General features: G+C 61.0%; 11 protein-coding genes. 5 read left to right on the top strand and 6 right to left on the bottom strand.

Features of this window, described 5'->3' with window-relative positions:
- Window positions 1–31: 31 nt before the first annotated feature.
- The 3 genes from gatB to gatC form a co-directional block, all read right to left on the bottom strand.
- Window positions 32–1,459, bottom strand: coding sequence for an Asp-tRNA(Asn)/Glu-tRNA(Gln) amidotransferase subunit GatB (gatB, locus tag GQF02_RS05645; protein WP_160795534.1), 1,428 nt, complete (start codon window positions 1,457–1,459; stop codon window positions 32–34).
- A gap of 71 nt (window positions 1,460–1,530) precedes the next feature.
- Window positions 1,531–2,982, bottom strand: a complete 1,452-nt coding sequence (gatA, locus tag GQF02_RS05640) for an Asp-tRNA(Asn)/Glu-tRNA(Gln) amidotransferase subunit GatA (protein ID WP_160795532.1) — start codon at window positions 2,980–2,982, stop codon at window positions 1,531–1,533.
- Window positions 2,983–3,053: 71 nt separating this feature from the next.
- Window positions 3,054–3,341, bottom strand: a complete 288-nt coding sequence (gene gatC / locus GQF02_RS05635; RefSeq protein ID WP_124734906.1) for an Asp-tRNA(Asn)/Glu-tRNA(Gln) amidotransferase subunit GatC — start codon at window positions 3,339–3,341, stop codon at window positions 3,054–3,056.
- A gap of 194 nt (window positions 3,342–3,535) precedes the next feature.
- Between gatC and GQF02_RS05630 the strand changes: the two genes are divergently transcribed.
- Genes GQF02_RS05630 through rodA form a run of 5 tightly spaced genes read left to right on the top strand, consistent with a single transcriptional unit; the run spans window position 3,536 to window position 9,100 of the window.
- Window positions 3,536–4,579: a rod shape-determining protein gene (locus GQF02_RS05630; RefSeq protein ID WP_124734905.1), complete on the top strand. Its 1,044-nt coding sequence runs from the start codon at window positions 3,536–3,538 to the stop codon at window positions 4,577–4,579.
- A 47-nt stretch (window positions 4,580–4,626) separates the two neighbouring features.
- Window positions 4,627–5,514: a rod shape-determining protein MreC gene (gene mreC, locus GQF02_RS05625; protein ID WP_160795530.1), complete on the top strand. Its 888-nt coding sequence runs from the start codon at window positions 4,627–4,629 to the stop codon at window positions 5,512–5,514.
- A gap of 6 nt (window positions 5,515–5,520) precedes the next feature.
- Window positions 5,521–6,021 carry a rod shape-determining protein MreD gene (mreD, locus tag GQF02_RS05620; protein ID WP_160795528.1) on the top strand — a complete coding sequence of 167 codons (501 nt, stop codon included), beginning with the start codon at window positions 5,521–5,523 and terminating at the stop codon, window positions 6,019–6,021.
- A gap of 12 nt (window positions 6,022–6,033) precedes the next feature.
- Entirely contained in the window at window positions 6,034–8,022 is a 1,989-nt protein-coding gene (gene mrdA, locus GQF02_RS05615) for a penicillin-binding protein 2 (RefSeq protein WP_160795526.1), read from the top strand.
- Window positions 8,003–9,100 (top strand): rod shape-determining protein RodA, encoded by a 1,098-nt coding sequence (rodA, locus tag GQF02_RS05610; protein ID WP_160795524.1) that lies wholly within the window; start codon window positions 8,003–8,005, stop codon window positions 9,098–9,100. Before mrdA ends, rodA begins: the two co-directional genes overlap by 20 nt.
- A 16-nt stretch (window positions 9,101–9,116) precedes the next feature.
- On the opposite strand, the gene GQF02_RS05605 is transcribed toward rodA, so the two are convergent.
- The 3 genes from GQF02_RS05605 to GQF02_RS05595 all read right to left on the bottom strand — a co-directional run bounded on the left by GQF02_RS05605 (window position 9,117) and on the right by GQF02_RS05595 (window position 13,165).
- Window positions 9,117–10,532 carry an NAD(P)/FAD-dependent oxidoreductase gene (locus GQF02_RS05605; protein WP_160795522.1) on the bottom strand — a complete coding sequence of 472 codons (1,416 nt, stop codon included), beginning with the start codon at window positions 10,530–10,532 and terminating at the stop codon, window positions 9,117–9,119.
- A gap of 89 nt (window positions 10,533–10,621) precedes the next feature.
- The gene (locus GQF02_RS05600) at window positions 10,622–12,121 is read right to left on the bottom strand and encodes an aldehyde dehydrogenase family protein (protein ID WP_160795520.1); all 1,500 of its coding nucleotides are present in this window, start codon (window positions 12,119–12,121) and stop codon (window positions 10,622–10,624) included.
- Window positions 12,122–12,253: 132 nt separating this feature from the next.
- On the bottom strand, window positions 12,254–13,165 hold the full coding sequence (locus GQF02_RS05595) for a LysR substrate-binding domain-containing protein (protein ID WP_220789353.1): 912 nt from the start codon (window positions 13,163–13,165) through the stop codon (window positions 12,254–12,256).
- Window positions 13,166–13,266 lie beyond the last annotated feature (101 nt).

Below are 13,266 nucleotides of genomic sequence, written 5' to 3'. Positions count from 1 at the left end.
CACCATCTGGCCGCTCAAAAGGCAGAACCGATCAGCCCAGCTTCTGGCGCAGGATTTCCTGTACCTGGGCTGGGTTAGCCTTGCCTTTGGAGGCTTTCATCACCTGGCCTGCCAGCGCATTCAGCGCTTTTTCCTTGCCGGCGCGGAATTCTTCCACCGCCTTGGGGTTGGCCGCCAATGCTTCATCCACCATTTTCTCGATGGCACCGACATCGGACACCTGCTTCAGGCCGTCACGCTCGATAATGGCATCGACCGACAGCTCGCTCGTCCACAAGGCCTCAAACACCTGCTTGGCCAGCTTGCTGGACAGGGTGTTGTCGGCAATACGCCGCACCAGCTCGGACAGGCGCGCAGCCGCAATCGGGCAATCGCCAATCGCCAGGCCTTCCTTGTTCAGGCGCGCCGCAATTTCACCATTGACCCAGTTGGCCGCCAGCTTGCCTTCGCCGGTCGCCTGGGCGACCGCTTCAAAGTAAGCAGCCAGTTCACGGCTGGAGGTCAGCAAGGCCGCGTCATAGGCCGATACGCCGAAAGCCTCGACAAAACGCGCTTTCATCGCACCCGGCAACTCAGGCATCTCGCCGCGCACGCGTTCGATCTGCTCTTCGCTCAGGCAGATAGGCAACAGGTCCGGATCGGGGAAGTAGCGGTAATCATGCGCGTCTTCCTTGCTGCGCATCATGCGTGTCTCGCCCGAGTCCGGGTCAAACAGCACCGTGCCCTGCACGATGCGCCCGCCATCTTCCAGCGTATCGATCTGCCACTGAATCTCGTATTCGATCGCCTGCTGCAAGAAGCGGAAAGAGTTGAGGTTCTTGATTTCGCGCCGCGTACCCAGCTCGGCCTGACCTGCGGGGCGCACCGAGACGTTGGCATCCACGCGGAAGCTGCCTTCCTGCATATTACCGTCGCAAATTCCCAGCCAGGTCACCAGCGTGTGCAGGGCGCGGGCATAGGCAACCGCCTCGTCGGCCGAGCACATGTCCGGCTCGGACACCACTTCCAGCAAAGGTGTACCGGCGCGGTTAAGGTCGATGCCGCTCATGCCGACAAATTCTTCATGCAGGCTCTTGCCGGCATCTTCTTCCAGATGCGCGCGCGTCACCCGCACCAGCTTTTCGCTGTCGCCGACCTGAATCGCCAGTGTGCCCGGCCCGACGATGGGATGATCCATCTGGCTGATCTGGTAGCCCTTGGGCAGATCGGGGTAGAAGTAATTTTTGCGGGCAAACACATTCTTGCGGTTGATCTCGGCGTTTAGCGCCAGACCCAGACGGATCGCCTTTTCCACCGCCGCCTTGTTCATCACCGGCAATACGCCGGGAAAGGCCAGCTCGACCACCGAGGCCTGGGTATTCGGCTCGGCACCGAAAGCGGTGCTGGAGCCGGAGAAAATCTTGGAGACGGTATTGAGCTGCACATGCACCTCAAGACCGATAACGACTTCCCATTTCATCTTGTCTTTATCCCTTTATGCGGTCGCGGCTCGCATCCCAATCGGGCACCCGCCGCGACACGGCTGTCATTTCACAGGCCCGGCACGCGCTGGTGCCAGTCGGTCGCCTGCTGGAACTGGTGCGCCACATTCAGCATCTTGGCTTCGGCGAAGTAGTTGCCGATGATCTGCAGACCGACCGGGCGGCCGTTGTCGGCAAAACCGGCCGGCACGCTCATCGCCGGCAGGCCGGCCAGGTTGACCGACAGGGTATAGATATCGGACAGATACATCTGCACCGGATCGCCGGACTTTTCACCGATATTGAAGGCGGCGGTCGGTGCCACCGGCCCCAGAATCACATCGCAATCGCCAAAGGCAGCGGTGAAATCGTTGGCAATCAGGCGGCGAATCTTCTGCGCCTTGAGGTAGTAGGCATCGTAATAGCCGTGGCTCAGCACATAGCTGCCAACCATGATGCGGCGCTTGACCTCGCTACCGAAGCCTTCGGCACGGGTCTTCTCGTACATCTCGACCAGATCCTTGTACTCGGTCGCACGGTGTCCGTAACGCACGCCGTCATAGCGCGACAGGTTGGCCGATGCTTCGGCCGGCGCGATCACGTAATAAGCCGGAATCGACAGCTCGGTATTGGGCAGGGACACATCCACCACGCTGGCACCCAGCTTTTTCAGCTCGGCAACCGCGGCCGTAATCACCCGTGCCACATCGGCCGACAAGCCTTCGGCGAAATACTCGCGTGGCAGACCGACTTTTAGCCCGGCCAGCGGCTGGTTCAGTTCGCGGCTGTAGTCTTCCTTGGCGCGCTCGAGGCTGGTCGAATCGCGCGCATCGAAGCCTGCCATCACATTAAGCATCAGTGCGCAGTCTTCAGCGGTTTGCGCCAGCGGGCCGCCCTGATCCAGCGAGCTGGCGTAAGCCACCATGCCGTAACGGCTGACCACGCCATAAGTCGGCTTGATGCCGGTAATGCCGCAATGGCTGGCCGGCTGACGGATGGAGCCGCCGGTATCGGTGCCGGTGGCCACTGGCGTCATGCGCGCGGCAACGGCCGCGGCCGAACCACCCGAGCTGCCGCCCGGAATCGCCGCCAGATCCCACGGATTTTTGACCGCGCCGTAGTAGCTGTTTTCATTGGACGAACCCATGGCGAACTCGTCCATATTGGTGCGCCCCAGCGACACCAGGCCGGCGGCATCACACTGCTCGATCACGTTCGCGCTATAAGGCGCGATAAAGTTGTCGAGCATTCTGGAGCCGCAACTGGTCTTCCAGCCCTGCTGGCAGAAGATATCCTTATGCGCGACCGGCACACCGACCAAGGCACCGGTGTCGCCGCCGGCGCGGCGCGCGTCGGCCGCCTGCGCGGCGGCCAGGGTTTTTTCACGGTCAACGGTAATAAAGGCATTGAGCGCAGGGTTCAATGCCTCGATACGGTCGAGATAGGCGGCAGCAAGCTCGACGGCAGACACTTTCTTGTCTGCCAGCTGCTGCGACAATTGCTTGAGCGTGGCTTGAATCATGTCGTTTTCTAAATCCGGTTAGCACGCATGGCGCACAGGCCATGCGGAGTCAGACGGCTTGTTGCCGGCGTTTACTCGATCACCTTGGGCACAAGGAACAGACCCTTTTCCACCAGCGGCGCGACCGCCTGATAGGCATCACGGTGGTTGGTCTCGGTTACGACATCCTCGCGCAGGCGCAGACTGACATCCTGCGGGTGGGCCATAGGCTCGATGCCGTCGGTGTTCACGGCCTGCATCTTCTCGATCAGGCCAAAAATATTATTAAGCTGCGCGCCAACCGCCTCGATTTCCGCTTCGGTCACTGCGATGCGGGAAAGCTGGGCGATACGCGCGACGTCCTGATGCGTCAGCGACATGGCAACCTCGGTCAAAGTCTTTAATTTTTCAAGCGTAATAGGGTATCATAGGCGGTTAGTTTCACCCAAGATCGACGGCGGTACGGGGCAGTGGAAAATACGCCGGAATAGCAGCCCGCCCCTCCGCCTTCGGCATATACAGAATTCATGGGTGCGCTTACACAAGCGTGCCCACACAGATTGCAGGATGACCCATGTTTCGCTCCCTGACCGGCTATTTCTCCAACGATCTCGCCATTGACCTTGGCACCGCCAACACGCTGATCTACATGCGCGGCAAAGGCATCGTACTGGACGAACCTTCCGTTGTGGCCATCCACAGCGATGCGCCGACCAATAAAAAATCTATCCTCGCCGTCGGCATCGAGGCCAAGCGCATGCTGGGCCGTACCCCCGGCTCCATTCAGGCCATCCGTCCGATGAAGGACGGCGTGATCGCCGACTTCACGGTCACCGAGCAGATGCTCAAGCAGTTCATCAAGAAAGTGGCACCCAGCCGCTTCTTCTCGGCCAGTCCGCGCATCGTGATCTGCGTACCTTGCGGTTCGACCCAGGTTGAGCGCCGCGCGATCAAGGATTCGGCACTGGCTGCCGGCGCACGCCGCGTCGAGCTGATCGAAGAGCCGATGGCCGCCGCCATTGGTGCAGGCCTGCCGGTGGAAGAGCCAACCGGCTCCATGGTCGTGGATATCGGTGGCGGCACCACCGAAGTCGGCGTGATCTCGCTAGGTGGCGTGGTGTACTCCAACTCGGTACGTGTCGGTGGCGACAAGTTCGACGAAGCCATCATCAATTACATCCGCCGCAACTACGGCATGCTGATCGGTGAAACCACGGCCGAAGAAATCAAGAAAACCATTGGTTCGGCCTTCCCAGGCGCCGAAGTGCGCGAAATGGAAGTCAAGGGCCGCAATCTGGCCGAAGGCATCCCGCGCGCATTCACCGTGTCCAGCAACGAGATTCTCGAAGCCTTGACCGAGCCTTTGAACCAGATCGTATCGGCAGTCAAGATTGCGCTGGAACAGACCCCGCCGGAACTGGGTGCCGATATCGCCGACAAGGGCATGGTCCTGACCGGTGGCGGCGCGCTCTTGAAAGACATCGACCGCCTGCTGGCCGAAGAAACCGGTCTGCCTGTGTTCGTCGCCGAAGAACCGCTGACCTGCGTAGTGCGCGGTTCGGGCAAGGCGCTGGACAAGATGGACAAGCACGGCACTATTTTCACCAGCGTACCCTGAGCGAAGCCGGAACAGGGCGCACTCGCTGAGCGCGCCCGCCTTGCCCTATGGAATTTTCCAATACGCCCAGCTTTTTCCATCACGGACCTTCGCCGGTCGCGCGTCTTGCCATCAGTGTCACGCTGTCTCTCGCCCTGCTGGTCGGCGATAGCCAGTTCGGCCTGATGGAGCGCAGCCGCGAAGGGCTGTCGGTCGCGCTTTATCCGCTGCAACAGGCGGTCAACCTGCCTGTGTCGGCCGCACGGCATGTCGGGGATTTTTTTGTCCGTCAGGCCGAACTGAAAACGGAAAATGACGAGCTGAAAAACCGCCAGCTGGCACTGGCGGCGCAAATCGTGCGCCTGCAAGCCGCCGAGCGCGACCTGAACGAACTGAAAAAGACCAACCAGTTGCGCATCAGCCGTAACGATCAGGGCCAGATCGCCGAGGTGCTATACACCGGGCGCGATCCGTTCTCGCACAAGATCATTATCGACAAGGGCGAGGATGCCGGCTTGAGCACTGGCCAACCGGTGCTCGACGAAGCCGGCCTGATCGGTCAGGTCACCCGGGTACAGCCTTTGTCAGCCGAGGTCACGCTGGTTACCGACAAGCACCAGATGGTACCGGTCATGATCCAGCGCACCGGTGTGCGCGCCATACTGTACGGCTATGGCGGCGGCGTCGAGGTGCGTTATCTGCCACCGGCCGCCGACATCAAACCCGGCGACCTGCTGCAAACGTCGGGCATAGACGGCCTGTATCCGGCCGGCCTGCCGGTTGCAAAAGTGACGGCAGTAGAACGCGGCTCGGGTGCATCCTTTGCCCGCATTACCAGTACACCATTAGGCGGTATCGATCATGGCCGCTTTGTACTGGCGCTACCGGTACGTACCGTGCCGGCAGCAGTACAGCCTGCCTCGGCACCGGCTACTGCCACACCGCCTCCAGGATAATGCCGCATGTCGCTTGACCACCCGCAAGAACTGCTCAAACCCGTCAATCTGCGCCTGATCTATCTGAGCTTTGCTCTGGCCATCACGGCCGAGCTGATTCCTTTGCCGGTCGGCTCCACACGCTGGATGCCCGACTTTGTCGGTTTGCTGCTTATTTACTGGGCGATCAACCAGCCGCGTCTGGTCGGTGTCGGCACCGGTTTTACCATCGGGCTGATTGCCGACATTGCCACCGCCGGCCTGTTCGGTCAGCATGCACTGGCCTATTCCATCAGCTGCTATCTGGCACAGATGCGCCAGCGCCAGCTGGTGATGTTCAATCTGGGCCAGCAATCGCTGGTCGTGCTCGCGCTCTTACTGACCAACCAGATCATTATGGTACTGGCACGCATGGCCACGGGTGCCGCCTTTGTCGGCTGGCATTATTTCCTGCCGCCGCTGATCGGTGCCTTGCTCTGGCCTTTGCTGACCAAGGTTCTGCTCGCCCCTTACCGCCAGAAGCACTAGGTCACGCGCCACATGCCCCGCCCTACCCGTTTGAAAACACCACGCGCCGACGATAACCAGTTCCAGTTGCGCCTGGTCGTGGCTCTCCTGTTCATGCTGCTGATGTTTCTGGTGCTGGCCGGGCGTTTCGTCTGGCTGCAGGTGATACAGTACGACCACTACTCGACGCTGGCGCAAAACAATTCGATCTCGCTGGTGCCGGTGCAGCCCAACCGCGGCCTGATTACCGACCGTAACGGCATCGTACTGGCGCAAAATTATTCTGCCTATACGCTGGAAATCACCCCGTCCAAAACCGGTGATCTGGAAGCAATGGTGGTCCAACTGGGTACGCTGGTCGAACTGACCCCGCGCGATATGAAGCGCTTCAGGAAGTTTCTCAGCGAAAACAAGAAGTTCGAACCTTCGGTCCTGAAGATGAAGCTGTCGGACGAAGAGGCCGCTCGCGTGGCCGCCAACGGCTATCGCCTGCCCGGCGTCGAAGTCAAAGCCCGCCTGTTCCGCGACTATCCGTACAAGGAGCTGACCAGCCATGTACTGGGTTATATCGGCCGTATCGGTCCGCGCGACAAGGAAAATATTGCCGAAGAACAGAAGACTGCCAACTATCGCGGCGCGACCCATATCGGCAAGTTGGGGCTGGAAAAAGTCTATGAAGACGAACTGCGCGGCATACCGGGCTTCGAAGAAGTCGAAACCGATTATCTGGGCCGCGCCATCCGCAGCCTCAAGCGCACCCCGCCCAAAAACGGCAATGACCTCAAACTGGCACTCGACATCCGCCTGCAGGACGTCGCCGACAAGCTGTTCGGCCAGCGCCGTGGCGCACTGGTGGCAATAGACCCGCAAACCGGCGGCGTACTGGCCCTCTTGTCCAAACCCGGCTTCGACCCCGGGCTGTTTATCGACGGCATCGACACCCAAAGCTGGAAGAACCTCAACGAAGACTGGCAGAAGCCGCTGATCAACCGTGCACTGCGCGGCCTGTACCCGCCGGGCTCCACCTTCAAGCCGTTTATGGGCATGGCGGCGCTGGAAACCGGTGCCATCGGCCCCAATGAAGTGCGCGGTGCGCCCGGTTACTTCACCCTGCCCGGCTCCAGCCACCGCTTTCGCGACAGCAAACCCTCCGGCAACGGCTCGGCCAACCTGTCCAAGGCCATCGCCGTTTCCAGTGATACCTTTTTCTACAAGCTGGCATGGGATATGGGCATAGACCGTATCCATCCGGTACTGGGCCAGTTCGGTCTGGGCAGCCGGACCGGCATCGACCTAGATGGCGAGGCCATCGGCGTGCTGCCATCGAAAGAATGGAAAGCCAAGCGCTTCTCGAAGATGAAGCCGGAGTACCAGCGCTGGATTCCGGCCGACGTGGTCAGCATCGGTATCGGCCAGGGTTTCAATGCGTATACCCCGCTACAGATGGCCAACGCCACCGCGATACTGGCCGCCGACGGCAAGGTGTTCAAACCGCATCTGGTGCAGACCATCACCGACAGCAAAAGCGGCAAGGTACAGTTGGTGGAAGCCAGGCCGCAACGTCAGCTCGCCTTCAAACAGCAAAACTACGACTACATCAAGCAGGCCATGGAAGGCGTGCTCAAGCCTGGCGGCACCGCCTGGCGTCTGGGACAAAACCTGACTTACCGCATGGCCGGCAAAACCGGCACCGCGCAGGTGGTACAGATCAAGCAGGGCGCCAAATACAATGCCGGCGCGCTTGCCGAGCAGCACCGCGATCATTCGTGGTTTATTGCCTTTGCACCGGCGGAAAAGCCGACCATCGCCGTCGCGGTAATCGTGGAGAATGCCGGCTTCGGCGCTGCCGCAGCCGCACCGGTGGCACGCGGTGTCATTGATTACTATCTGACCGGCAAAGTGCCGGCCGACGTAAACGCCCTCCTGCAAACTATGGCGCAAGCAGAAACACCGGACAGCGGCGTGTCAGAAGCCAGTGCGCCAGTCCCGAATAAGAAGACCCATGCATCCCCATCCCCTTAAACGCTTATGGCACAGCATCATCCAGCCGCTTGATGCCTGGCTGATGCTGTTTCTCGGCCTGCTGTTTGTCCTCAGCCTGCTGGTACTGTATTCCGCATCCAACGAAACCTTCGGCAAGATAGACAACAAGCTGGTCTATAGTGCGCTGTCGTTCGGCATCTTGTGGCTACTGGCCTGGAGCCGGCCGCAGACGGTGATGATGTTCGCGCCGCCGGTCTATCTGGTCGGCGTGCTGCTGCTGGTGGCGGTCGAACTGTTCGGCATTATCGTCAACGGTTCGCAACGCTGGCTGAACCTCGGCATCATGCGCATCCAGCCGTCCGAGATCATGAAAATTGCGCTGCCGATGATGGTGGCCTGGTACTTCCAGCACAATGAAGGCCAGATCCGCTGGTGGCACTATCTGGTGGGGCTGGCTATTATTCTGGTGCCAGGCGTACTCATTCTCAAGCAGCCCGACCTCGGCACCGCCACCCTGATCATGACCTCGGGCCTGTTCGTACTGTTCTTCGCCGGCCTGTCATGGAAGGTCATACTCGGCGCCGGGGCCGGCTTTTTGGCCAGCCTGCCGCTAGTCTGGCACTTCATGCACGACTATCAGCGCCGCCGCGTGCTGACCCTGCTCGACCCGACTCAAGATCCGCTAGGCGATGGCTACCACATCATCCAGTCCACCATCGCCATCGGCTCGGGCGGCCCGTGGGGCAAGGGCTGGCTATCCGGCACCCAGACCCACCTCGAATTCATCCCCGAGCGCACCACCGACTTCATTTTCGCCGTTTACTCGGAAGAGTTCGGTCTGGCCGGCAATCTCATCCTGCTGCTGCTGTATATGGCCATCCTCAGCCGCGGCCTAATGATTACCGCCCGCGCCCAGACGCTATACGGCCGGCTGATGGCCGGCTCGATCACGCTGACCTTCTTTATGTACGCCTTCGTCAACATGGGCATGGTGGCCGGCATCCTGCCGGTGGTTGGTGTGCCGCTACCCTTTGTCTCCTACGGCGGCACTGCTACCGTCTCGCTGGCAGTCGGCATGGGCATGCTGATGAGCATCGCCAATATCGATCGGCGCTGACGCTTACGGTCAGCCATCAATAGTCTCTGTCCTGCCAGCGCAGGTAGGCCATGGTACCCTTCGCCCCGAGCCAGCGGTAAGGATCGGGCGGAATGTACGCCAGCGGATGGTTCACATGTCCCGTCTGCTCAAGCGGATGCGGCTGGTCGAGGTACAGATAGGCCAGTGCTTCGCCAAACAGGTAGCTCAATACGATGCCGTGGCCGTTGTAGCCGAGCGCGTAGTAGATGTTTTCGTGCTCGCCCGTCACACCGACCCCCTCCATGCCGTCGTAGGTCACGCCCATCACGCCAGTCCACACCTTGTCGAAACGCAATCCTTTCAACTGCGGGTACAGGCGGCTGATATCGGCCAGCATCATCTTGGCATCGTCTTCCAGGTTGCCGCCATACGCCAGGTCGGCCCCCAGTTGGTAGCGGGCATTCCCGCCCCCGACCACAATGCGGTTATCGTCGGTCAGCACCAGATGATAGAGGAAGTTGCGGGTATCGAAGTAAGGCAGCCGGCTGGACCACCCCATGGCTTCGAGTTGTGCCGGGGTCAGCGGCTGCGTGATGCCTGTCGGCGCGTGCACCGGCATCACTCGCTCCTGAAAATAACCCAGTGCCGGCGTGTAACCGTTAGTCGCCAGCACCAGCGCTTCGGCCTCGACGACTCCGCGGCCTCCAGCCACCTGCAACTGCACCACTTTTCCCTCGCGCACCTGCGTGACCGGGCTGTCACCATAGATCTTGACGCCTGCGGCCTGGGCTGCCCGGTGCAGCACTTGCAACCAGCGCATTGCATGCACTTGGCCGCCCTTAGGATCGTACACTGCACCAGCAAATGCCGGACTGCCCAGCGCATCTTCCGCCGCCTCGGCATCCCACAGTTCAAGTTTCATGCCCAACCCGGCTGCACGCGCCACATAGTCGCGATAGTAGGCCAGATCGTCTTCCTCAAGGATGGCCAGGCAGTATCCATCCAGCTTGAAGCCGCAGTCCTCGCCACTCGCGTCCGCCAGCAGCTTCATCGACTGCATCGCGTTGGCAGTGAGCGCATACGCCTGCTGCAGGTCTGCGGCTTGCTCCGGCATCTCGAACATTTCCTCACCGAACTGCGGCAGCAACATGCCACCGTTGCGCCCCGACGCGCCATATCCGGGCTGGCGCGCCTCGACAACGACAATGTCCAGATCAGGATCTCGGCGGGCAAGATGCAAGGCAGTCGCCAGGCCGGTGTAACCCGCACCGATAATCACCACATCGGCCTTGACCCGACCCGCCAATGGCGGAGCCGGCGTAAACGGACCTCCGCCCCAGCCTCCCGGATGGTTGTCGAATTGCGCGCGTTGGGGTGGAAACAGCCACGGCAAGGCAGCGGCCACAGCGGCCGAGCCAGCCAGCAGCCCCCCTGCTTTCAGCAGGTCGCGGCGGGAAAAGTGTTTTTTCATTTTCATTCCCAGGATTGGTCGATGGATGGAAAAAAGCATGAAGAAAAGCCGGTCAACTGCACCGGCTCTCAAGCTGGAAAACGGCAAAGCTAAGACGGGAAGGCGTCCTGATCCGGATAGGGAAACCACTCCGGGTCATCGGCCAAATCGGGGGAAATCATCACCATCTTCGACTGCCGGAATTGCTCGAGCCCCTCGCCGCCCAGCTCGCGGCCGCTACCGGTCAGCTTGCGCCCGCCGAACGGGATCGCGTCGTTGTCATTGAGCGGCGTATTCACCCAGACGATGCCGGACTCGATCTCGCCAATGGCCCGCATCGCCTCGGAAAGGTCACGGGTGAAAATGTTGGCACCCAACCCGAACTCGGAGTCGTTGGCCAGCCGGATTGCCTCGTCCAGACTCGCGACCTTGCACACGGGGGCGAGAGGGCCAAAAATCTCGGCATGCATGATGTCCATCTCGTGTGTCACTTCGAGAACAGTCGGCAAATAGAACCAGCCACGCTCCAGCCTTGGCGGACGATGACCACCGCAACGCAGGCGGGCGCCCTGTTCCAGGGCGTGCGCGACCACCGACTCGACGCGGTCCCGTTCGCGCCGGGAAACCATCGGGCCAAGATCCACCTTGCCCAAGCCATGTCCGACGCGCAACTGTCTCGCCTCGTAGACCAGCGCTTCGACAAACTCGTCGTATACGGCTTCGTGCACATACAGGCGCTCGGCCGATGTGCACACCTGACCACAATTGAGGAAGGCGGCAAAGGCTGCGGCCCTGGCCGCCACGCGGATATCGGCGGACGGCATCACGATCAGCGGATCGTTTCCGGAAGCCTCGATCAGCACGGGTTTGAAGCGTTCCGCTGCACTGCGGGCGACGGCCTGCGCCGCCGACACGCTGCCAGTGAAGGCAACGGCATGGGTATCGCGGTCGGCGACCAGCTGGCGGCCAACTTCCGCATCCCCGCACACGAGTTGCACCAGCCCGGCAGGCAAATGATCGAACGCTTCAAGCATCAGCAATAAGGACAGCGACGTCAGCTCGGAAGGCTTGACGATGACGGCGTTGCCGGCGGCAAGCGCGGCAGCCGCCTGCCAGGCAAACAACAGACAGGGAAAGTTGTAGGGGACAATGGAGACCACCACCCCCAGCGGCTCTTTGAGTACCATCTGCAGCTGGCCGGCCACGGCAGGCGCCGCCACCCGGCCCGAATCATGGCGTGCCAGCTCGGCGTAATACGCAAAAGCGCTTGCGCCAGCGCCCGCCTCCCAGTGCGACTCGCGGTAGGGCTTGCCCATCTCGCGGGTCAGCGCCTCCCCCAGACGCGCCGCACCGGCTATCAGCTTGCGTGCCACCTCGTGCAAGGCCTGCGTGCGCTCAGGCGCGCTCAGCGCCCACCATGCGCGGGCCGCGCGATTGGCCACCGCTACGGCATGGCTGATTTCCCCGGGCGTCGCCTGTGCATACTGGCCGATGACCATCTCGGTCGCCGGGTCGATAACATCGTGGCGTACCCCTTGCCCGAGACAGTAGGCACCGTCCAGATAATGTTTTCCAGATAGCTCGCTGAGCTTGCATTCCGCTTCGGTCATATGTTGTGTTCTCCGCTGTATGGCAGCCGCCTCTATCCGGGCGGGCTTGGCATAACCATGCAGCAGCTGTCCGCGCAGAACAACCAACATTAACTGAAGCAGGAGTTAACTTTTTTGATAGCAGCGAGCCCATCAGACCATTTGCCCACAAGCAGCCGGAAAATCCTGCTGCAGAATTTCCCTCAACCACGCGCAAAACCAGCGGACATCATCGCTCGGATCTCCTGCGGGCAGCAGCAACTGATAGCCCTCTAGCTGTACGCTGTCGGCAATCGCTACCTGCAGCCGGCCACTGCGCAACTCGTCGGCCACCAGTATTTCGTTGGCTAGCGCGATACCGCCACCGGCGAGCGCGACGTCAATCGCATGGTCTGCGCTTAGAAATGAAATATCGGGCGCGAGTTGCGCCTTCACGCCAAAAGCCGCAAACCAGCAGGTCCACCACCAGCCATCGTCTTCATGCACCAGCTTCTGCGACAGCAAATCCGACGGCTGCAACAGCGATGCCTGCTCCAGCAGAAAAGCCGGCGAGCACACCGGAAACACGCGCGGTCGCGCCAAGGTCATGACGTTCCCCTCAAAATCGTGGGGCCCGCCAAACGCGATGGCCAGGTCGGCCCGTCCAGGTTCGATGGAAGTGAAGGTGGCATCTGGCTCGACTGAAATGCGTAGCCCGGGACGCAGGACAGCCAACTCCCGCAAATGGCGGTTTAGCCAGCGGGTCGCAAAGCCGGGAACGACCAGCAGGCGCAACCAGCGCTCTGTCGACGGAGGCAGCAAATCGGCACCGGCACGCGCAATCTGCTGCAACGCGATGCTCACAGCCGCGTAGTAGCACTGCCCTTGCCTCGTCAAAACCACGCCTCTCGGGGTGCGCTCGAACAACCTGACACCCAGCCTATCTTCCAGCAGCTTGATATGGCGACCGATCGCCGGCTGGGTCACATGCAACTCTGCCGCGGCGGCGACAAAACTTCCCTGACGGGCAGCCGCCTCGAATGCACGCACGGCATTGAGCGGTGGCAGACGCAGCAATGAAGACACTCCAACCTCCAAGCTATTAATTTTTGTTACATGCTCCCGTAAAAAATGCGTGTTGTGAAGGGGCGCATGCCACGGCATCTTGCATGACACCGTCTAAGGAG

This window comes from Craterilacuibacter sinensis, assembly GCF_009831765.1.
In the GTDB taxonomy this organism is placed as follows: Bacteria; Pseudomonadota; Gammaproteobacteria; order Burkholderiales; family Chromobacteriaceae; genus Craterilacuibacter; species Craterilacuibacter sinensis.
Note: the sequence above shows the minus strand (reverse complement) of the source record. Positions and strands in the feature narration are given on the sequence as shown.